Consider the following 22801-nt stretch of genomic DNA (forward strand, 5'->3'; position numbering starts at 1 on the left):
CCTTCCGATTTTCCGTCCGGAGTTGCGAAATAACAATATGCTGGAGCAGTTCAGAATTTCCGTGAAAGGCCTGAATTGCTCTAATAGTCTTTTTCATAGAAGATACCGGCGCTTGAATTGCCATCAGAGCCAAGCGAACCTTTGACCTTCAGGTTCTTGCTGATATCGAGATTGACCGTCCCCTTGGTCGAACCTTGTGCCCCGGCCTCAACACCAAGATAGATATTGTCGCGGATATAGCGGCCAGCGCGCACGGCCGTCTGCCCCTTGCTGTTGGTCACCACATCCAGATCATCAAGGCCGGTTCCCTGCCGCAGCTTGTTCAGGAGCGACGTATTGGAGCCACCGGCAAGTTCTGCCGCCGCGGCTGCCAGTTGCGCGATCTGGAACGCCGACAGTTCGCCGATGGAGCGCTTGAAGATCAGCTGCGCCAGCACTTCATCCTGCGGCAGTTCCGGCGTGGATGAGAAAGAGATGTTCAGATTATCGACCGTACCGGAAACCGTCACAATCGCCGTGACGGTACTGCCTTCGGAACGAGCGACGAAATTGAGCTGCGGGTTGAGATCGCCAACCAGCGTGACACTGCCTTCCGAGAAGGTGATGCGCTGACCGAGAATGTCGATTCGACCGCGGATCATGTCGAAGGCACCAACCGGCTTGATATCGGCAGCCGTGCCCGTGAGCCGCACGCTGCCGCCCAGTTCTGCATCAAGCCCGCGACCGCGCACGAAAATCCGGTTCGGCGCCTTGACCATCAAATCAAGCCGCGGCCCGCCGGACGAGGCTGATTTTGTGCCACGTTCACGCTTTTCAACCTTGGCCCGGTCAAGCGTGGTCTGGACATTCCTTGGCGTATTCTTGTGTTCAACCGGCACATAGCTTGCGCTGCCGCCAAGATTTTCCGGCACGGAGATTTCCGCGCGCGCGACATCGATCTGACCAGAAATCAGCGGATCGCGCAGCAGCGCGCCTGTGATGTTCATGCTGCCATTGACCGTCGCAACCACCAGCTTGCCATCGGCATAACGCGCCTTGTCAAGCTTGATCGTGATATCGGATGGCATAGCTGCGGCAATATTGGTGGAGATGGTGCCGCTGGCCGAAACCGTGCCGCCGCCGGAAATCGCCGCATTGACCTGACGCAGCGTGATGGTTTCCCCATCCATGCTGGCCATGACATTGATATTGTTGAGGCGCAGATTGGTTTCCGGGTCAACGAATTGCGCGCCATTGGTCGAGAACATGCCGCGAATCTGTGGCCGGTCGAAGCCGCCGGAAACACTAGCCGTAAGTGACAATGTGCCTGTTGCCTGCGAACCGCGCTCGGCAAGAAAGCGGTTTGCCAGCGCCAACGGAATGGAGCCGTTGACATCAACGCCAAGCCCCTGACCGGAAAATGGCACCTTGCCGCTTGCGCTTACCTTCATGTCGCGCGGGCCATCGACCGTCAGCGAAGCCAGATCTATCGCCATGGTCGCATAGCTGCCCTTGGCCTGAAGGGTGAGCGGTGCAAGGCCATTATCACGCAGTGTCCTGGTAGCAAGGCCCGTGCCGCGCAGGTCAAAGCTTGCCTGCGGATTGGTGAGCGGGCCGGTGACCCGCGCCGTGCCCGTGACATTGCCGGCCAGCTCCTGTTCCTTGACGGCGCCATTCAAAAGACCAAGCGGCAGGTTTGCGAGATTGACATCCACTGCCAGCTCGCCGCCCTTGCCAAGCGGCACATTGCCTTTGGCCGTAACATCGACGCCATTGCCCTTGGCAGCACCGCCAGTAACGCGGGCATCAATATTGAGCCGGTTGCCGTCGGTTGTGCCCTTGGCTGTGGCATTGAGTGTTGCAAGGCCCTGTTTTTTCAGTTCCGCTGCCGTCACACCATGCGCCGACAGATCAAAGACGACATTTGGCGCAGCCTTCGTGCCGGTAATGCGTGCCGTTCCGTCAACCGTGCCACCCAGCCCCAGTTCTTTCTTGTAGGCATTGGCGAGCGCCAGCGGCAATTTTGCCAGGACAACCGACAGATCAAGCTTTTCGCCAATCGCACCATCGACCTTGACCTGACCGTCGCCGGTCTTGATCACGATATTTCCCAAGGAGATATCGCTGCCCTGCATGGCGATGGTGGCCGGGGCGGCAAGACTTGCCGCAAGCGTGCCCTGTTTCACATCGGCAGAGGCAAGCGATAGCAGGAAGCCGCCATCCTTTGGCTCCAGCGAACCGGCCGCATTGGCAGAAGTTCCCATGGTAAGTCTGGTCGAGGCAGTGAAATCGGTCTTTGACCCGGTGGCGTTGGCCTTGGCACTGAAACTGTCAACGCCAAGTGTACCCAGCAGAATATCGCGCGCTGAAGCCGTACCGTTTACGACCGGCACACCGAAAAGATCCTGTGCGGTCAGGGCCGCTTCGGCGGACGTGATATGATTGCCATTGACCTTCAGATCTTTCACTGTCGCATTGACCACGGCATTCTGCAGGCCATCCTTGGCATCAAGCGTGATATCGGCATTGGCCGCGCCCGTGGCCTTGGCAAGCGCCAGGGCAGCCGCCGTTGAGACATCCGGCGCATTCAGCAGCAGCTTGCCGGTCAGAAGCCCCTTGGCATCTTGCGTGATGTCACCGGAAAGATGCGCGCCACCCGCATTGAACAGCAGATTGCTGAAGCGCTTTTCATCATTGACGATGTCGATCAGCGCACCGAGATCCACCATCTCGCCATTAAGCTGCGCCGAGCCGGCAAGCTTGCCCGACAGGCTTGTGCCCGTTTTGGCATTGCCATCAAGCAGCGCGTTGAAGTCCAGCCCGCCATTGCTGAGCTTGCGCCCGGCAAGCATGCCCTGCGGCGCCTCAGCGCGCAGCGCGAGCGCAATCAACCTGTCGCTGCCGCGCGCACTGCCCTTCACCGTCATGCGGCCAGACGCCGTATCGGAAAGCAGTTTCAAGTCAGACAGCATCACGCCGAAATCAAAATCGGCCTTGTCAGAAGCAAAGGAGCCATTGGCTGTGATTTCGCTCTGCGCATTGCCGACACGGAAATTGCGTGCGACGAAACCATCACTGTTGCGGCCAAGGCCACCGCTCAATGTCACGGAACCGTTGAGAATCCGGTCAATGGCTTCCGTACCGGTGCGCATGTTCTGCGCCGTGCCAGCGAGATCGAGATCGAAAGCGCCGCTGATCGGTCTGACCGTGCCTGATGCCTTCAGATCAATGCTGCCTGAAAGATCACGTTCGGCAAGGGCGGCAAAAGGCGCAAGGCTGGCAATCTTGGCAACAATATCGCCATCAAAGGTCAGATCGCTGATCTTGCCGGTGAGATCAAGGCTAAGGCCGTTGCCGGCAATGTTGGCCCGCGTCAGGTCAACCGGAGAACCGGCCTGCCATGCACCGGCAATATCAAGCCCGATGTGTTCGCCAAGCGCCCTGGCAATATCCGCGCGCGGCGATGAAAGACCATCCACCCCGCCCTTGACATTGAAGGTGATGTGGCGATTGGCAGGGTTCGACAGGTTTTCCGCCACACCGCCCATATCAATGCCGATATTGGCGGCAGTGAATGTTGCCGTCTGCAGGCCTGCAATCGCAAGTGTGCCCGTCCAGTCATTGCCGGGATTGGTCCCATAGGCAAGCTGCAATTTCGCATTGGCAATGGAGGTTTCCGCGCCCTTGACCGGCAGGAGCACCCGGCCATTGGCTTCATCCGCAATGGTGCCATCAATGCGCAGCATGGTGAGAAAGCCATCATCGCCGGTATCGGCAGCAGCCTTCAGTTTCATCGCGGCATTGTTGAGCGTGAGATCATCAAGACGGAAGCCGCCGGCATCCTTCAGCATGCCATCGGCAGAAAGAACGGTTTCCGCGCCAAAGAAATCGCGGAAAACCGGCGGCACGAGGACAGCAATCGGGCCATTGAAACGGGCAGCGAAAACACGCCCATCGCCCTGACGGTCAAGCGTGAACAGGCCGGTCAGGGTGCGGCTGCCATTGGTATCAAGTGCCAGATCCACCTTCAGATCATCCAGCGTGCCAGCACCTGTCAGCTTCATTTCGACCGGCGGACGGCCCTCGATTTTCAGCACATTGGCGACAATGCCATTGGCAGGCTCGGAAACGGTGAGATCAAGATCAAGCTTCTGATCCGCATTGGCATAATTGGCGCGCAGCGTGAATATGCCGCCCGGCCCATCCAGACGCTGGATGTCGAAACTGGACGTGAGCGAACCGTCGACAAGCGACAGGCTTCCCTGCAGGGAGACTTCCGATGCCAGTCCGAAAATATCCTGTCCAAAATACAGATGCGCCACGTCCAGCCGGTCAAGATTGATCGCAAGTGGCAGTTCCGGCAGGCTGAAACTCGATGATTCCGGCGATGGCAGGCTGTTGTCCGGCAAAGGCTTGCGGATGAAATCAATCCGCTCTGCCGTCAGCGACTGGATGCTCAGATTGCCGCGCAGCAGCGCAAGGCGGCTCCAGTTCAGGCGCGCATTGTCAATGCGCAGCCACACGCCCTCCCGGTCGGCAATGGTAATGGAGGCAACACTGGCCTCAGACGACAACGCACCGCTGATGCCGGAGATGGTGATGCGGCGGTTTGGCGCGGAAAGCTGGTTTTCCACGAATGACAGGAAATATGACTTTTCTTCTTCCGCCTGTTGCGCGACAGCCGGTGCTGCAAAAAGCAAGAAGGCGATGATTGCAAGTAACCTGGTCAAAACGCCTGTCCTATTCCGACATAAAGTCCATAGTTCGGATCACCTGAGCGCCTGTTGAGCGGAACGGCGACATCAAACCTGATCGGCCCCAATCCGGTCAGATAGCGCAGGCCACCGCCCACACCAACGCGCATTTCCTCGGAAAAATCCGGGAAGGATTTTTCGCCCACATAGCCCGCATCAACAAAACCGACCGCACCGATCGAATCGGTCATGCGGGCACGCACTTCGCCGGATGCCTCGACCAGCGAGCGCCCGCCGATCGTCTCACCGGTGCTGGTGACGACACCAATATTGCGATAGGCATAACCGCGCACCGACCCGCCGCCACCGGCAAGGAACAGCTCGCTTGGCGGCAGTTCCGCAATGGATGGCCCCACGACGGAACCAAGCTTCAGGCGGCCTGCGAGAATCACGCGGTCCTTGTCGAGCAGGCTGTAATAGGCACGGCCTTCTGCAGTAAAGCGGGTTGCGAAATTGCCGTAATGCATTTCATAGAAAGGCTGAATATTGCCTTCCAGATAAAAGCCGGAGCTTGGATCAGCCTTGTTGTTGCGACTGTCATAGATCGCACCACCCTCAAGACCTGCCGTGGTGAATTCACGATTGCCAAAATAGTCATCCTTGAACCGGCCATGGCTGACCTTGGCAAAGATATTGGCTGTCAGCTCGTCACTGAAGATCTGGGTAAAGCCAGCTTTGCCGTTTACCGATGTCTCGGTATAGGCATCGAGCACCTCGCGCTTGGCATCAAGGGCTGCGACGAAATCCGTATCCGGCGTATAGACGCCCGGCTTGGCGAAGCTTGTGCCCACCGTATAGGTGTAATTGGCCGGATCGAAGGAATTGTCCTGCGAACCGCCAATACCGGAAACCTTGGCATCAAAACGCAGCCGCTCGCCGCGGCCAAACAGGTTGCGATGCATCCAGTAGCCGGTCACTCCAAAGCCGTCGATGGTGGCATATTCCGCACCAAAGCCGAAACGGCGCGGAGGACGTTCCTGCACATTCAGCGTGATCGGCAGGCTGCCATCAGGATTGATCCGGTCGGCTTCCTGAAAGCTCAGGCTGCGGAACACTTCCATCCGGGCAAGGCGTTTTCTGGCCTTTTCAATATCGTCGGGATCATATTGCTGACCCGGCTTCAGCCCGGTCATCCAGGCGACAAATTCCGGATCCATGCGCGCCGTACCGACGACGCTTACCGGCCCGTAATGCGCCTGCTGACCCGGATCGATCTCCAGATCCGCATCAATCGTGTTCGTGGCATGGTCGGCGACAATATGCTCACCCGTCACCTGCGCCTTAGCATAGCCCTGCTGACGCCAGGCCTCGACGCTGAGGGCTGCGGCTTTCACAACCGTGCCAGATCGCGCAACCTTGCCCGGCGCGAAGCCCACATCTTCCGGCGTTTGCACCTTGTCCTTCCTGTCCAGCGGCGGCGGCGCCATATTGGAAATGGCAGTGCGTGCAAACAGGAATTGCGGCCCTGGATCAACCCTGATTTCGATCTTGCTGTCATCGGGCAGTTCGGCATCAGGCGGAATGTCGGCCGCTTCCTGACCATCGACCTTGATGGAAACCGTGCCGCCATAGCGGCCTTCGCCATAAAGGGCGGCCATAATGCGACGATAATCACCGCGCGCCTTGGCCAGCAGCCCAGCCGAACCGGAAGCGGGTTTATCCTCATCCGAAACCAGACTGGAGGCTGACTTGATCACATCAGCGAGATCAGCCTTGCTGCCATCGGCATTGCTGCGCTCGCCTACCGTTTCGACATCGACACTGTAACGTTTCGGTTCGGCAATGACGGCATCCGCATCATCCTTTTGGGACTCCCCCCAAAGGTGGATGCCAAACAGCTCAAAAGCAAAGGCGGGGGATGCAGTCAAACAGGACATCTGGGCAGCCACAATCAGCGCCATGATTGTCTTGGTATCTACCGTCCTGCGACTCAAATTCATAACTGAATGTCCGGTTACAACACTGATGCATGCCAAACGCACCCAACGGCTCCACCACCCCCGGGACATACAGGGATTAACACATGGAACAGGGCAGGCCAAGCAACAAGCCTAGATGTAGAACAGGTGAGTCAATGGAGCGTTAACGTTACCACGCAATTGTTGCGTGCAAGAAACATTTGTTTCTGGAAACCGTTTTGGCACTGAAAATGAAGGCGCCCCGGGAGGGAACCGGGGCGCTACGCGGCTTATGGTTGGGAGGGGGAGAGATTAAGCCGCGACACCGGGCCGTCAAAGGCCGGTATTGGTATTATGGGAGGTTCTTCACTGCCTCTGGCCCCATGTCCACCGGCATCATGTTGATATCGAGGTGATACATGATCCAGATGGAACCGGTCAGGACAATCACCAGAATGACAGCCGTGAAGACCAGCGCCAGCATGTTCCAGCCGCCTTCAGACTTCGGGCTCATGTGCAGGAAATAGACCAGATGCACAACGATCTGGACTGCTGCAAGAACCAGAACGATCAGCGCAGTCTGTGGCGGGGTGAAATAGCCACCCATCGCCAGGGCAAACGGAACGACCGTGAGGATGACGGCCAGGATGAAGCCCGTGACATAGGACTTCAGGCTGCCATGGTCATGATTTTCATGATGTGTGTCGTGTGCCGCGCTCATCACAGGACTCCCAGAAGATAGACAAGGGTGAAGACACCGATCCAGATGATGTCGAGGAAGTGCCAGAACAGGCTGAGGCACATGACGCGGGTGCGGTTACGCTCGCTCAGGCCATCGCGCAGGAGCTGGGCTGCCAGGACAAGGATCCAGACCAAACCCGAGGTGATGTGCAGACCATGGGTGCCAACCAGCGTGAAGAAGGCCGACAGGAATGCACTGCGGTCAGGGCCGGCACCTTCCTCGATCAGGTGATGGAACTCATAGATTTCCATGCCAAGGAAGGCTGCACCCAGCAGGAAGGTGATGCCGAGCCAGAACAGAAGTCCGGCGCGGTTGTTCCTGAACATGGCCAGCGTGCCCAGGCCATAGGTCAGCGAGGAAACCAGCAGGATCATGGTTTCGACCAGGACAAAGTTCAGGTCGAACAGTTCGCGTCCCGTTGGGCCGCCTGCAAACTGATGCGCCAGAACGGCATAGGTTGCAAACAGGCCCGAGAACAGGATGCAGTCGCTCATCAGGTAGATCCAGAAGCCGACCAGCGTGGTCGACCCTGCATCGTGATGATCCTCGTGTACGGGATGATCATTGCCGCCCAGGAAAGGCGCGGCGCTGTGGGAAATGGCGCTCATCGGTATCAAGCCTCCTGAGCCTGCAATTGCCGGGTGCGTGCATCTTCGATGCGCTGCACTTCTTCGGCCGAGACATAATAGTCTCTGTCATTGTTGAACGAATGGGCGATCGCCACGACAAACATTGCAACAAAGGATGCAATTGCCAGCCACCAGATGTGCCAGACCATCGCAAAGCCGAACGGCACGTTCAGCAGGCCAACGATCAGGCCGGTTGCGGTGTTCTTTGGCATGTGGATGCGGGCAAAGCCCTTGGTGCGGCGGACATAGCCATTCTGCTTCATGTCCCACCATGCATCATGATCGCGCACATGCGGGATTTCAGCGAAATTGTAGAATGGCGGCGGCGAAGACAGCGACCATTCCAGCGTACGGCCCGATCCCCAGCTGTCGCCATTGTTGTCGCGCAGTTTTTCACGGTCACGGATGGAAACCATGATCTGGAGAACCTGGCAGACAATGCCGCACAGGATGATGGCAACACCAATGGCGGCAATGATCAGATAGATGTGCCATGCCGGATTTTCGGTGTGGTTCAGGCGACGGGTCATGCCCATCAGGCCCAGCACGTAAAGCGGCATGAAGGCAACCATGAAGCCAACCAGCCAGCACCAGAAGGCGCTCTTGCCAAGGCGTTCATTGAGCTTGAAGCCGAAAGCCTTTGGCCACCAGTAGACAACACCGGCAAAGCAGCCGAACAGAACGCCCGCAATGATCACATTGTGGAAGTGGGCGATCAGGAAGACCGAGTTGTGCAGCACGAAGTCTGCTGGCGGAACGGCAAGCAAAACGCCGGACATGCCGCCAATGACGAAGGTGCACATGAAACCGACCGTCCAGAGCACCGGCGTTTCGATGCGCACACGCCCCTTGTACATGGTGAAGAGCCAGTTGAAGACCTTCGCACCCGTCGGGATCGAGATCACCATGGTGGCAATGCCGAAGAACGAGTTGACGCTCGCGCCACCGCCCATGGTGAAAAAGTGGTGCGCCCAGACGAGGAACGACAGAACGGTGATGGCAACCGTCGCGTAGACCATCGATGTATAGCCGAACAGACGCTTGCCGGAGAAAGTTGCAATCACTTCCGAGAAGACGCCGAAGGCAGGCAGAACCAGAATATAGACTTCCGGGTGACCCCAGATCCAGATCAGGTTCACATACATCATCGGATTGCCACCGGCATCATTGGTGAAGAAGTGGAAATCCAGATAGCGGTCAAGCGTGAGCAGCGACAGCGTTACGGTCAGGATCGGGAAGGCCGCAACGATCAGCACGTTCGAGCACAGCGCCGTCCAGGTGAAAACCGGAACCTGCATCATGCCCATGCCCGGCGCACGCATCTTGATGATGGTCGTGACAAGGTTCACCGCCGAAAGCAGCGTACCCATGCCGGAAATGTTGAGCGCCCACAGATAATAGTCCACCCCGACATCCGGACTGTACTCCTTGCCGGAAAGCGGCGGATAGGCGAGCCAGCCGGTCTTGGCGAATTCACCAATGCCGAGCGAAATATTGATCAGGATCGCACCTGCAACCGTCAGCCAGAACGACAGCGAGTTGAGGTATGGAAAAGCCACGTCACGCGCACCGATCTGCAGCGGAACAACGAAGTTCATCAGACCGACGATGAACGGCATTGCAACGAAGAAGATCATGATCACGCCATGCGCGGTAAAGATCTGGTCATAATGGTGCGGCGGCAGGAAGCCTTCATTCGCACCAGAGGCCACGGCCTGCTGCGCACGCATCATCACCGCATCTGAGAAGCCGCGGAACAGCATCACCAGCGCGAGGATGATATACATGATGCCGATGCGCTTATGGTCGACTGACGTCAGCCAGTCTTTGTAAAGCGGCACCCATTTGCCGTAATAAGTGATGGCTGCAAGAAGGGCGAGACCGCCACAAGCCACACCGGCCAAAGTGACCATGATGATCGGCTCGTGGAATGGTATCGCTTCGAGCGTAAGTTTTCCGAACATTTTTATCACGCTTCAATTGGAGCAATGCCGGGAAAGCCTGAAAGGCCTTCCATCTGGCTTTGCGTGAAAACTAGATTGACGGCGCTGAAACAATGCGACGGGCCGTGACCCCTTGCGCGATCACGGCATCGCAGATCATTCCGCCAGTTTCGATACACGCTGGGGCTGGATGGTACAGATGATGTCATTCGCCCACTGGCTGAAATCGATTGGCGAAGACTTGCGCAGGGTCGAGCGTAGCTCACGCGCCATCTGCTGACGATGCATTTCATCATCCAGACAGACAGACTTGCCATCCCAGCAGCGGTTCAGGATATCATGGAACAGCCGCTTGTCGGTGGCGACGAAGAACTGAACCGGATCCTTCTCGCTTGGCTGAACCAGCGAAGCATAGCGCTGGCGGCTCAGTTCCTCGCCCTTGGCTTTTGCCTCCTCAACCCATTTGTCGAAGTCAGCCTGCTTGAGCGCAAGGGTCTTGAAGCGCATCTGCGCAAAGCCCTGGCCGCTGTAATTTGCAGAAATGCCTTCGAAAACGCCTTCCTGATTGGCGATCAGGTGCAGCTTGGTCTGCATGTTGGGCATGGTATAGACCTGACTGCCGAGCGCCGGGATGAAGAACGAGTTCATGACGCTGCTGGACGTCAGCTTGAAATTGACCGGAACATCAACCGGAACAGCCAGCTCATTGACTGTCGCAATACCCTGATCCGGATAGATGAACAGCCATTTCCAGTCGAGCGAGACCACTTCGACATTGATTGGCTCGACATTCGATTCAAGCGGACGATACGGGTCGAGCTTATGGGTGCTGATCCATGTCACCGTGCCGAGCGCGATGATGATGGCCAGCGGGATAAGCCAGACAACCAGCTCGATCTTGGTCGAATGATGCCAGTCAGGCTGATAATCCGCCTTTTCGTTGCTGGCGCGGTACTTCCAGGCAAAGCAGAGCGTCAGCACGATAACAGGAACGACGACCAGCAGCATGATGCAGGTCGCCAAGATGATGAGATCGCGCTCTTCCATACCGACCTGCCCCTTGGGAGAGAGCAGAACCTGGTTCTGGCATCCTGCGAGAAGTGCCATGAGAGCCAAAACGGCGAACGATGCGATCGTCCGGGGGGTGCCGTGTTTCATTTGTTCATCCATTCAGCGCACGGAGGGCCGTCTCCGGCGCACGCTTCATTTCCAAACTTTCGGTAATTTCTGAAAATTTCAGATGGCTCGATATAACGAAAGAGTCAATTTGTCACCTGCCCAGACGCAACAGGTTTTGATTCGTTTTGTCGCGGGAACAGCTTTCGGCAGGCCATCACACGCGGCCACCCCCCTTGCAACAAACCGACAAGAAGGACGGAAAATCATAGAATCAGAAATTCTGATTCTTGATAGAAACTATTGAATCAAAACCATTTCAGGCAAACAGACAGAGCGGACAGAGCCGCCCTTCAAAAAGCGTATCATCATGCGCAAGGCTAAAACGCACACGAAACAAGCCCAGCTGTGGCTGCGTCAAAAAAAAATTTTTTGATAATCAATTTTACGGCATCACAGCCTGATGACCATCGCAGCATCGCATGCGCATGCTAACCCTCCCCTGCGCGATCACACTCAAGCGGCGATCTGCACGTCCTGCATCAGAGCATTGTTATAGGCCAGTATTTCCGCAAGGCAGATCTGCATCAGATCAAGATCAACCGGACCGACCCGGCTAAGCACCAAGCCCAGATCATCAGGCTCGACACCACGATTGAGAAGCGTCACGATGGCTTCTGTCAGCAATTGTTTGTCATCAAAACGGCTTTCATGAAACATCGGCAACCCACACAACTGTTGAGTCGTAATAAATCATAGATTGATATGGTTAATAAATATTTAACAAGAAGTATACACAACAAAAATCCGAAAAATACATTTTTTAATGAGTATTGATTCATATATCAGGAAACAAATTTTGTTTAAAAAATATTAATTATTACATAATATTTAAAATTTAAAACAAAAACATTAAACCCAGCAAGATAAAACAATCATGCAAACAAACAGTAAAAACAAAAAGCCGGGCACATGGCCCGGCTTTTCTAACTGGACGGCAGTCAGCAATTATTCATTACCGACAATCTTGCCTTCTCTCCAGGCAAAGATGTCAAAGCTTGGCGAGGTCAGGTCACCGCTTTCACCATAGGTGAGTGTGCCGATAGCCGTCTGGATTGGTTCACCGCTGTGCAGAACCTTGGCGACGGCAGCAGCATCTTCAGCCGTGCCGGCCTTTTCAATACCAGCCTTGAGGACTTCAATGGCGGCATAGGCATTCATGGTGAAGGCTTCGACCGGGATGCCCTTGGCCTGCAGCGCTTCGATTGCTACCTTGGCATCCGGATTCTTGGTTGCGTCAACGGCATTGGTGAAGAGCGTGCCTTCAGCCGTATCGCCACCGATTGCCCAATATTCGGTATTGGACAGACCTTCACCGCCGAGAATCAGCGCCTTCAGGCCAGCATCAGCCAGCTGGCGCGACAGAAGGCCACCTTCACCATGGTACCCACCGAAATAGATGACCTCGGCGCCGGCTGACTTCAGCTTGGTAACGAGGGCGCTGAAGTCCTTGTCGCCGGCGGTGAGGGAATCATAATAGACTTCCGTTACGCCACCCTTGTTGAGAGCGTCCTTGAAAGCATCGGCCAGCCCCTTGCCGTATGCGCCCTTGTCATGAACGATGGCGATCTTCTTGTCCTTGAGATTCTTCAAGACATATTCCGCCATAACCTCGGCCTGCTGGTCATCGCGGCCGCAGGTGCGGAAAACATTGGTCAGGTTGCGAGCGGTCAGATCCGGTGCGGTTGCGGTTGGGGTAACCATCACAACACCACTTTCCGAGAAAACATCCGAAACCGGAATGGCAACACCGGAGGTTACAGGGCCGACGACGAACTTGATGCCTTCACCAACGATCTGGTTGGCAGCAGAAACACCCTGCTTTGGTTCGCCTGCATCGTCTGCAAATTTAAGAACAACCTTCTCGCCCTTGATGCCGCCAGCCTTGTTGATCACTTCAACAGCCGTTTCAGCACCCTTCTTGACCTGATCGCCATAAGCGGCCACAGGACCGGTCAATGGCGCAACAACACCAATGGTGATATCGGCATAAGCAGCGCCGGCAAAACCAAGGGTAACAGCAAAAGCAACGCTGGAAAGCAGTTTCAGGTTCATCATTTTTCTCCTTTGATGGGAGCCATCGTCTCGTTGAAATGGACGCGCCCCAACCTTGTCCATCGCCGGAAAACTGCAAATGCGGTTCACCCAGCGACTATTTCCTCCCAGAGCAGTTGGATGCCCCAACTATCTACATGTCACGCATCCTGCCCCTAAAGCATTGTGCAAGCCCGCTCTATGGCTTTCCGGAATGCGCTTTATTCGCCTGACAGATAAATCACGCCATGAAGGCCATGCAGCGCAAATTGACCTGCCAAGAAAACAGTCTTCATGCTGTAAGTATGCCTGTCCGCCTTGTGATTGCAAGTGACCAACGTATCGCAATCAAAACGAAAGCAAGAAATTCCCATTCACGCCTGCCCTGGCACGCAGCAACAAAGTGATCAGAGGCAGGCATGATGTGCAACAATACGCAATGGTGTCGTGTAGACAGGCATAGGCGCAGACAGGCTTCATGCCCGTTACCACTGCACGAACAGACAGACGCATTCCGCCTTCGAGAGGGAAAATCAAAGAATGTTTGTGAAGGGAAATCTGGTGGAGCCAAGCGGGATCGAACCGCTGACCTCTTGCATGCCATGCAAGCGCTCTCCCAGCTGAGCTATGGCCCCATCCAACCTCTGTCGAGGTCAACAGCGTGATTTGCTGTCTGGTGTGGCGGCTTCATAAATTGCCAAAGTCAGAAGATCAAGAGCTAAATCGCATCTCTTTGCACTTGACGTTAATTTTCTTCAAACTTCAGTCCACAACCCTATCCGGCTGTGGATTCTGTAAAGCAAAAGGGCGACCTTTCGGCCGCCCTTGTCGGAATCAAATCATTTGTCAGAATCAGATGCAGCGCATTCTGCGTGCCAGAACCGGCACCCGGCCCTGACAGGCATGCAGCGGATCAGCCTTCCTCGTCGTCCGTGCTGACGCCACCACCGAGGATGCCCGACATGTCGTCGTCCTCGTCTTCTTCCGCTTCCAGGAAGGCGTCGTCGTCATCATCGCCCAGATCGACATCATCGCCCAGATCCGGCAGATCGTCGCCATCCTTGACGTCGTCGTCGGCATCTTCAAGCGATACGAATTCCGGCTTTTCAAGAACCGCATCCAGTTCTTCCTCATCGACCTCTTCTTCAGCAACGCGCGCTTCGGCGGTCGCTTCAAAATAGGATCGCGGATAGGAAATACCGGTATAGGGCGAAATGATCGGATCGCGATTCAGATCATAAAATTTCTTGCCCGTTTCCGGGTCAATGCGCTTGGTACCAAGTTCAGGTTTTGCCACGTCTAGCCTCGTCAAGTTTGCACGGGGGCATAAATTCGTTCGAAACAGCGCCTGCTCCGCTTATTGGCCAGCAAAACTGGAAAACGGGCCAAGGCAGGACGCGCCTTACGGCGTTTTTCGCTGCATAAACGCAATTGAACGCATTTGTCAAAGTGAAAGACACATTCCATATCACAGTATAGCGAAAATCACTCTCTATCATAATCACGCTTTCAAACGTGACCATGCAACTTTCCTGTGCTAGGGAAGCTGCAACCTTGACCAATCCAGCGCATTTTGCGCCAAAAGTGTGACACACGAAAGTTCCATGTCCCATTCTGCCAAGCCAAAACCAGCAATTGCCCATCATTCCGAAGCCCTTGCAGGCGAAGTGCGTATTCCTGGCGACAAGTCGATCTCCCACCGCTCTTTCATGTTTGGTGGCCTTGCCTCCGGAGAAACCCGCATCACCGGCCTGCTGGAAGGCGAAGACGTCATCAATACCGGACGCGCCATGCAGGCCATGGGAGCAAAAATCCGGAAAGAAGGCGATACCTGGATCATCAATGGCGTTGGCAATGGCTGCCTGTTGCAACCGGAAGCGCCACTTGATTTCGGCAATGCCGGAACCGGCGCGCGCCTGACCATGGGGCTCGTTGGCACCTATGACATGAAGACCTCATTCATCGGTGACGCTTCGCTTTCCAAGCGCCCGATGGGCCGCGTGCTCAATCCCCTGCGCCAGATGGGTGTGCAGGTCGAGGCCTCGGAAGGCGACCGCCTGCCGCTGACCCTGATTGGCCCGAAGACGGCCAATCCGATCAGCTATCGCGTGCCGATGGCCTCTGCACAGGTCAAGTCCGCCGTGCTTCTGGCCGGCCTCAACACGCCGGGCATCACCACGGTGATCGAGCCGGTCATGACGCGCGACCATACCGAGAAAATGCTGCAAGGCTTTGGCGCCGAGCTCAATGTCGAAACCGACAGGGATGGCGTGCGCCATATCAGCATTGTTGGCCAAGGCAAGCTGACCGGCCAGACCATTGCGGTGCCGGGTGATCCGTCCTCGGCCGCCTTCCCACTGGTGGCTGCCCTTCTGGTTGAAGGGTCGGATGTCATCATCCGCAATGTGCTGATGAATCCGACCCGCACCGGCATCATCCTGACCTTGCAGGAAATGGGCGCTGACATTGAAATCCTCAATCCGCGCCTTGCCGGCGGCGAGGATGTGGCCGATCTGCGTGTGAAATCGTCACGGCTCAAGGGCGTCACGGTTCCGCCGGAACGCGCCCCGTCGATGATTGACGAATATCCGATCCTGGCGATTGCTGCCGCCTTTGCCGAAGGTGAAACCTTCATGGACGGCCTGGATGAGCTGCGCGTGAAGGAATCCGACCGCCTTGCAGCGGTTGCGCGCGGCCTTGAGGCCAATGGCGTTGACTGTACCGAAGGCGAAATGTCGCTGACCGTACGTGGACGGCCGGGCGGCAAGGGGCTTGGCGGTGGAACGGTTGCCACCCATCTTGACCACCGCATCGCCATGAGTTTCCTCGTCATGGGGCTTGCCGCAGAAAAGCCGGTTACGGTTGATGACAGCACAATGATTGCCACATCCTTCCCGGAATTCATGGATCTGATGACCGGACTGGGGGCAAGGATCGAACCGAGTGACGCCGAATGAAGCCATTTATCGTTGCCATTGACGGGCCTGCCGCATCGGGCAAGGGAACCCTTGCCCGCCGCGTCGCCATTCATTATGGCATGCCGCATCTTGATACGGGGCTGACCTATCGCGCCGTTGCCAAGGCGCTGCTCGACAAGGGGTTGCCGCTTGATGATGAGCCGATCGCGGCGGATGAAGCCCTGCATCTCGATCTGCGGACCATGGACAAGAATATTCTCTCCGCCCATGCGATCGGCGAGGCAGCCTCGAAAGTGGCCGTCATGCCGGCAGTCCGACGGGCTCTGGTGGAAGCCCAGCGCAATTTTGCCAGGGCGCTGCCTGCAAGCGTGCTGGATGGCCGCGACATTGGCACGGTCGTCTTTCCCGATGCACAGGCCAAGCTTTATGTCTTTGCCTCGCCGGAAGTACGTGCCAAACGCCGCTATGACGAGATCATCGGCAAGGGAGGCGCGGCCGATTACGCGGAGATTCTGGCAGACCTGAAAAAACGCGATGAGCGCGATACGACCAGAACCGATTCGCCACTCAAGCCTGCCAATGATGCGCACTTGATAGATACGAGCGAAATGAGTATAGAAGCTGCATTTCTCGCGGCAAAGAAGCTCATTGATCACGCTTTGGCGCAGCACCAGCAGGGCGGATGAATATTTTCGGCTGGAATGGCCGAAATAAGCGCCAGATTGCTGGAAAAATTCTGAAGCACACCTATATGGGTGCTTCAACCACGAACACCTGACTTCGTGCTCCACGCGCCGGCTGTCTGTAAGGACGGAGCCGAATTCGGGCAAACGCAACACTAACCCCCGGCGCCGCATCCGAGGAAAATTCCGGATGCATCAGGAGTATTCATGTCAGATTTCAATCCATCCCGCGCAGACTTCGAGTCGTTGCTGGCCGAATCCTTTGCAACCAATGACCTTGCTGAAGGCAATGTTGTAAAGGGCCGCATCGTTGCCATCGAAAAAGACATGGCCATCATTGATGCCGGTCTGAAGGTCGAAGGTCGCGTTCCGCTCAAGGAATTCGGTGCCAAGGGCAAGGACGGCTCGCTCAAGCCGGGCGACGAAGTGGAAGTTTACGTTGAGCGCATCGAAAACGCTCTCGGCGAAGCTGTCCTGTCGCGCGAAAAGGCCCGCCGTGAAGAAAGCTGGGTCAAGCTCGAGCAGAAGTTCGCCAATGGCGAGCGCGTCGATGGCGTCATCTTCAATCAGGTCAAGGGTGGTTTCACCGTCGATCTGGACGGCGCTGTTGCCTTCCTTCCACGTTCGCAGGTCGACATCCGTCCGATCCGCGACGTCACCCCGCTCATGCACGTCCCGCAGCCGTTCGAAATCCTCAAGATGGACAAGCGTCGTGGCAACATCGTTGTCTCGCGCCGTACCGTTCTTGAAGAAAGCCGTGCCGAACAGCGTTCTGAAATCGTCCAGAACCTTGAAGAAGGTCAGGTCGTTGAAGGCGTTGTCAAGAACATCACCGATTATGGTGCATTCGTTGACCTCGGCGGCATTGACGGCCTGCTGCATGTGACCGACATGGCATGGCGTCGTGTCAACCATCCGTCGGAAATCCTCACCATTGGCCAGACGGTCAAGGTACAGATCATCCGTATCAACCAGGAAACCCATCGTATCTCGCTCGGCATGAAGCAGCTCGAGAGCGATCCTTGGGATGGTATCGGCGCGAAGTACCCAGAAGGCAAGAAGATCACCGGTACGGTCACGAACATCACCGACTATGGTGCATTCGTTGAAATCGAACCGGGCATCGAAGGCCTCATCCACGTTTCCGAAATGTCGTGGACCAAGAAGAATGTCCATCCGGGCAAGATTCTGTCCACCACGCAGGAAGTCGAAGTCGTTGTGCTCGAAGTTGATCCGGTCAAGCGCCGTATCTCGCTCGGCCTCAAGCAGACCCTCGACAATCCGTGGACCACTTTCGCCCAGAAGTACCCTGTCGGTACCGTTGTTGAAGGTGAAGTCAAGAACAAGACCGAATTCGGCCTGTTCATCGGCCTCGACGGCGACGTTGACGGCATGGTTCACCTCTCCGATCTCGACTGGAACCGTCCGGGCGAACAGGTCATCGAAGAGTACAACAAGGGTGAAGTCGTCAAGGCTGTCGTTCTCGATGTTGACGTCGAGAAGGAACGCATCTCGCTCGGCATCAAGCAGCTTTCCGGCGACAAGGTCGGTGAAGCAGCCGCTTCCGGCGAATTGCGCAAGGGTGCTGTCGTAACCGTTGAAGTTACCGGCATCACCGACAACGGCATTGAAGTCCGCCTCGTTGACCATGATCTCGACAGCTTCATCAAGCGTTCGGATCTGTCGCGTGACCGTGACGAACAGCGTCCAGAGCGCTTCACGGTTGGCCAGAAGGTCGATGCCCGCGTCGTTTCCTTCGACAAGAAGACCCGCAAGCTGCAGGTCTCGATCAAGGCTCTCGAAATCGCCGAAGAAAAGGAAGCCGTTGCTCAGTACGGTTCGACCGACTCGGGTGCTTCACTCGGCGACATTCTCGGCGCAGCCCTGAAGAAGCAGGAAAAGAACTGATCTTTTCTGCAGTCGCAGTAAATGAGAAGCCCGGCGCAAGCCGGGCTTTTTGTTTCCGCTCCGATGCCTGCCCGAAACCGCAAATCGGTTTCAGGCACGACATGCGGAAACAAAATCAAGCCATTTCATCTATTTTCATTGAAGCGCTCCTTAAAGAACCTGTCATGACGGTTTCGCCATGACAGTTCATGCGATCTGGAGCACATGGATGAGACTCAGACTGATCGCCCCCAGGACTAGCAGGGAAATGACCGCTGCCAGGGTCACACGGCCGCCTGCGGCAACAACGGTGCGTATATCAACGCCAAGCCCAAGGGCTGCCATGGAAATGGTGGTCAGCACCGTGGCCGTGGATTTGATGCCGGGCAGCATGTCTTCCGGAATCAGATTGAGCGAGCGCAGCGCCATCGCTACCAGAAAGCCAATGATGAACCATGGCACAAGCTGGCTGAAACGCGGGCGAGCCGCTTCTGCATTCTGTTTTCCGACAATGATGGACAGGACGAGAATGACCGGCCCAAGCATCAGGACACGCACGAGCTTGACCAGCGTGCCAAGCTGGGCACTGACGGCCGAAACCGGCATGGTTGCGGCCAGAACCTGCGGCACGGCATAGACCGTCAAGCCAGCCAGAACGCCATATTGTGTGTTCGACATATCAAGCAGCGGCACCAGAAGCGGCAGGCACAACACCACAACAACACCAAGAATGGCCGTGAAGGCAATCGATGCGGCGACATCATCGCTGCTTGCGCCAATGACCGGAGCCGCGGCGGCAATGGCCGAATTGCCGCAAATCGAATTGCCGCAGGCAACCAGAACCGCCACGCGATGCGGCAGTTTCAGCATGCGGCCAATGAAATAGCTGAAAAGGATGGAAAAGGCCACGACCAGCGCAATGCCCAGTACCAGCCCCTGCCCTGCTGCCACAACCATGCCAAGGCTCAGCGATGCACCAAGCAGGACCACCGCCACTTCCAGCACGAATTTCGCTGCAAAGCTGATGCCCGGATTGAAGGTCTTCGATGGCTGGAAAATGCTGCGCACGGCCATGCCAAGCAGAATGGCTAGTACCAGCGCCTCAAGCCAGGCCCGCCCGGCAAAATGCGCCTCAACCATCTCGACACAGACGGCAAGCCCGGAAACGACAAGGCTGAGGAGCAATCCTGGCAGGATTTTCATGAGCTGGTGGAATGAGATTATCGACATGGCGGTTTATCCGGAATGATCTTTCCCCCACATGCCGCATTTCCTCTGTTCATTCCATTTATAAATATGGCATATTTCATTCGATAAAATCGAATGATTGGCACCATGACACTGGAACAATTACGTATTTTCATTGAAGTCGCCGAGCGCGAGCATCTCACGCGCGCCTCGGAAGCCCTGCATCTGACACCATCGGCAGTGAGCTCGGCGATCCGCACGCTTGAGGATCGCTATGGCGCGATCCTGTTCAACCGCATCGGCCGGCGCATTGAGCTGACCGGCGATGGCAAGCTGTTTCTGGAAGAAGCGCGCGCAACGCTTGCCCGCGCCCGTTCGGCGGAAATGATGCTGTCTGAGCTTGGCGGAGGCAAACGCGGCACATTGGCCATTCATGCCAGCCAGACGATTGCAAGCTACTGGCTGCCGCCTCTCCTGACGCGTTTCAAGCAGGCCTATCCACACATTGATGTGCGACTGACCATCGGCAATACCGAAAGCGTGACCGCCGCCACGCAGGAAGGCCTTGTCGATATCGGCTTGGTCGAAGGCACGGTGCAGACGCAATCACTGACGATTGAACGGGTCGGCGGTGACCAGCTCATCCTCGTCACCCGGCCAGACCACGCATGGGCAACCGCCGGACGCTTGAACTGGGACCGGCTTTATGAGGGCAGATGGATCTTGCGCGAACATGGTTCAGGCACGCGCAGCGTGTTTGAAGATGCCATGCGCGCATCCGGCTATAATCCGGCCAGGCTGACGGTCGCGCTGGAACTCCCATCGAATGAGGCGATCTGTTCCGGCGTGCATTCTGGTGATTATGCCACCGTCATTTCAGAACTGGTCGCAGCTCCGCATCTTGCCGCCGGAACGCTGGTGAAAGGCGATTTTGTACTGCCAAATCGGCAATTTCTGATGCTGACGCACAAGGAGCGCTATCGCACCAAGGCCATGCGTGCCTTTGCCGAAATGATGCTGCAGCGCGCGTGATCAGCGGATCTGTTTCAAAAGATCCGGTTGCGGAAAGCAGGTTGCAGTCATGCCGTTCTTTGCCTGCCACAGGCCGATGGAACGGCGCGTCTTGAAGCCCGGCAAGCCATCCGGCTTGCCGACATCATGGCCCTGCGCCTGAAGGCGCTTCTGCATTGCAGCAATATCCGAGCGATACATCGTGCCGACATTGCCCCAAGGCGCCTTGAAATCACCCGCGCCATAGGCAATGCGGTCACCGACATGGCCGATGAACAGCGCATAGAGATCGCTCATATTGTAATCTTTGAGCACATAGAAATTCGGACTGACAAGAAAGGCCGGGCCATAGCGGCCGGCAGGCATCAGCAGAAAACTTTCGCCCTTGAGCTCGCTTGCCGGGAAAGGCTTGCCATTGACGCGGGTAATGCCAAGCCTTGCCCATTCTGCCAAAGGCCGGCCCTGATCAGGCCCTTCCAGCGAACAGGACACGCTTTCCGGTACATTGACCTCAAAGCCCCAGTCGCGCCCCTTCTGCCAGCCATGCAGGTTCAGATAATTGGCGATCGATGCCAGCGTATCCGGCACCGAATTCCAGATATCGCGCTTGCCATCGCCATCAAAATCAACCGCATGCTTGAGATAGGATGTCGGCATGAATTGCGGCTGCCCCAGCGCGCCAGCCCATGAGCTTTTCATGACCGGTTCATCGGCATAGCCTTTTTGCACAATCTGCAGGGCGGCAATCAGTTCCTTGCGGAACATGTCCTTGCGCGTGGAAAGATAGGCCTTGGTGCCCAGAACCTCGAACACATTATAGGGGATCTTCACCGTGCCGAAGCCCGACTCGCGTCCCCAGACCGCCAGAAGAATCGGCCCCGGCACGCCATATTTCTGTTCGAGGCGTTTCAGAAGCGGCCCGTACTGGTTGAGTCGTGCCCGCCCACCGCTGGTGACAGCCCCCATCGTCCTGGCATTGAAATATTTGCCGGGCGCGCCGAATTCCGCCTGTTTCTGCTCCTTGGGTGTCGATGGTTTTTCACCGGGAATGACCAGATCGGGCAGTTTCCAGTTGATCGAGACACCAGCAAAGGCCTGATCAAAGACGTTGCGCGAAATACCGGCGGCTCTGGCTTCCGGCCACAGATCCTTTTCGATCCAGTTGCGATATTGCGCCTTGATCCCGGCACGCGAAGGTGCGGCATGAGCAGGTGTCAGCGACAAAAAAACGGCAAGGCCGAGAGCGAATTTCAGTCCACGCGGCCAAAAACCAGCCATGCCCGTCTCCTCAAGCGGTTCAATATCAATCCTATAAAGCCGTTCGCGCCCGCAAGGCCGCGGCAAGCGTGCCTTCATCCAGATAATCCAGCTCGCCGCCAACCGGCACGCCGTGGGCAAGCCGCGTCACACGCACATCAAAATTGGTCAATTGATCGGTAATGTAATGCGCTGTTGTCTGGCCTTCGACCGTCGCATTGACCGCGAGAATCACTTCCCTGATCTCACCTGATGCAACACGCTCGACCAATGACTTGATGTTCAGATCATCCGGGCCAACGCCATCAAGCGGCGACAGGCGGCCACCCAACACATGATAGCGCACATTCATGGTGCCGGCACGTTCCAGCGCCCAGAGGTCGGACACGTCCTCGACCACGATCAGCGTTGCCGGATCACGGCGTTCATCGGTACAGATGGTGCAGGGATCGGACGTATCGACATTGCCGCAACACGAGCAGATGCGCACCTTTTCGGCCGCATCCTGCATGGCATGGCCAAGCGGCACCAGCAGGGCTTCTTTTTTCTTGATGAGATGCAGCGCCGCACGGCGCGCCGAACGTGGCCCCAGCCCCGGCACACGGGCCAGAAGCTGGATCAGACGTTCGATTTCAGGACCAGCGATTCGTTTCGACATAATGTCGATTTAGATCATTTCATGCTAGTTAGAGAATCGGAATT

The 22801-nt window shown here is 56.5% G+C and carries 16 protein-coding genes and 1 tRNA gene; 4 read left to right on the plus strand and 13 right to left on the minus strand.

Translation table 11 applies throughout. From position 1 onward, the window contains the following. Window positions 1-80: 80 nt before the first annotated feature. The 10 genes from ACFO1V_RS14410 to ACFO1V_RS14455 form a co-directional block, all read right to left on the minus strand. Window positions 81-4709 carry a translocation/assembly module TamB domain-containing protein gene (locus ACFO1V_RS14410; RefSeq protein ID WP_374830953.1) on the minus strand — a complete coding sequence of 1543 codons (4629 nt, stop codon included), beginning with the start codon at window positions 4707-4709 and terminating at the stop codon, window positions 81-83. Beyond that, a complete protein-coding gene (locus tag ACFO1V_RS14415) occupies window positions 4706-6673 on the minus strand; it encodes an autotransporter assembly complex protein TamA (protein ID WP_374830951.1) in 1968 nt (655 codons plus the stop codon). Before ACFO1V_RS14415 ends, ACFO1V_RS14410 begins: the two co-directional genes overlap by 4 nt. 310 nt (window positions 6674-6983) lie before the next feature. Beyond that, the gene (cyoD, locus tag ACFO1V_RS14420; protein WP_374830949.1) at window positions 6984-7352 is read right to left on the minus strand and encodes a cytochrome o ubiquinol oxidase subunit IV; all 369 of its coding nucleotides are present in this window, start codon (window positions 7350-7352) and stop codon (window positions 6984-6986) included. Then, a complete protein-coding gene (cyoC, locus tag ACFO1V_RS14425) occupies window positions 7352-7981 on the minus strand; it encodes a cytochrome o ubiquinol oxidase subunit III (RefSeq protein WP_374830947.1) in 630 nt (209 codons plus the stop codon). Before cyoC ends, cyoD begins: the two co-directional genes overlap by 1 nt. 5 nt (window positions 7982-7986) lie before the next feature. After that, entirely contained in the window at window positions 7987-9966 is a 1980-nt protein-coding gene (cyoB, locus tag ACFO1V_RS14430) for a cytochrome o ubiquinol oxidase subunit I (protein WP_374830945.1), read from the minus strand. A 135-nt stretch (window positions 9967-10101) separates the two neighbouring features. Continuing rightward, on the minus strand, window positions 10102-11103 hold the full coding sequence (gene cyoA / locus ACFO1V_RS14435; RefSeq protein ID WP_374830943.1) for a ubiquinol oxidase subunit II: 1002 nt from the start codon (window positions 11101-11103) through the stop codon (window positions 10102-10104). A gap of 474 nt (window positions 11104-11577) precedes the next feature. Continuing rightward, entirely contained in the window at window positions 11578-11781 is a 204-nt protein-coding gene (locus ACFO1V_RS14440; protein WP_374830941.1) for a hypothetical protein, read from the minus strand. 288 nt (window positions 11782-12069) lie between these two features. Next, on the minus strand, window positions 12070-13176 hold the full coding sequence (locus ACFO1V_RS14445) for an ABC transporter substrate-binding protein (protein ID WP_374830939.1): 1107 nt from the start codon (window positions 13174-13176) through the stop codon (window positions 12070-12072). A gap of 538 nt (window positions 13177-13714) precedes the next feature. After that, window positions 13715-13790, minus strand: a tRNA-Ala gene (locus ACFO1V_RS14450). 278 nt (window positions 13791-14068) lie between these two features. Next, window positions 14069-14452, minus strand: coding sequence for a TIGR02300 family protein (locus ACFO1V_RS14455; RefSeq protein WP_374830937.1), 384 nt, complete (start codon window positions 14450-14452; stop codon window positions 14069-14071). A 307-nt stretch (window positions 14453-14759) separates the two neighbouring features. On the opposite strand from ACFO1V_RS14455, the gene aroA reads away from it, so the two are divergent. From aroA to rpsA, 3 genes are all read left to right on the plus strand, one after another. Then, window positions 14760-16112, plus strand: a complete 1353-nt coding sequence (gene aroA / locus ACFO1V_RS14460; RefSeq protein WP_374830935.1) for a 3-phosphoshikimate 1-carboxyvinyltransferase — start codon at window positions 14760-14762, stop codon at window positions 16110-16112. Next, a complete protein-coding gene (gene cmk / locus ACFO1V_RS14465; RefSeq protein ID WP_374830933.1) occupies window positions 16109-16759 on the plus strand; it encodes a (d)CMP kinase in 651 nt (216 codons plus the stop codon). Before aroA ends, cmk begins: the two co-directional genes overlap by 4 nt. Before the next feature lie 204 nt (window positions 16760-16963). After that, on the plus strand, window positions 16964-18664 hold the full coding sequence (gene rpsA / locus ACFO1V_RS14470) for a 30S ribosomal protein S1 (RefSeq protein ID WP_374830931.1): 1701 nt from the start codon (window positions 16964-16966) through the stop codon (window positions 18662-18664). Window positions 18665-18850: 186 nt separating this feature from the next. Here the strand turns inward: rpsA and ACFO1V_RS14475 are convergent, their stop codons facing one another. Further along, entirely contained in the window at window positions 18851-19873 is a 1023-nt protein-coding gene (locus ACFO1V_RS14475; RefSeq protein WP_374830929.1) for a YeiH family protein, read from the minus strand. Window positions 19874-19978: 105 nt separating this feature from the next. Between ACFO1V_RS14475 and ACFO1V_RS14480 the strand changes: the two genes are divergently transcribed. After that, on the plus strand, window positions 19979-20863 hold the full coding sequence (locus ACFO1V_RS14480) for a LysR family transcriptional regulator (RefSeq protein ID WP_374830927.1): 885 nt from the start codon (window positions 19979-19981) through the stop codon (window positions 20861-20863). Here ACFO1V_RS14480 and ACFO1V_RS14485 read toward each other — a convergent pair whose 3' ends face one another. After that, window positions 20864-22120, minus strand: a complete 1257-nt coding sequence (locus ACFO1V_RS14485; protein WP_374830925.1) for a lytic murein transglycosylase — start codon at window positions 22118-22120, stop codon at window positions 20864-20866. Between the two features lie 31 nt (window positions 22121-22151). Continuing rightward, window positions 22152-22757 (minus strand): recombination mediator RecR, encoded by a 606-nt coding sequence (gene recR, locus ACFO1V_RS14490; protein WP_374830923.1) that lies wholly within the window; start codon window positions 22755-22757, stop codon window positions 22152-22154. Between the last annotated feature and the right edge of the window lie 44 nt (window positions 22758-22801).

It is taken from the genome of Daeguia caeni, assembly GCF_042653845.1.
Classification (GTDB): Bacteria; Pseudomonadota; Alphaproteobacteria; order Rhizobiales; family Rhizobiaceae; genus Brucella; species Brucella caeni.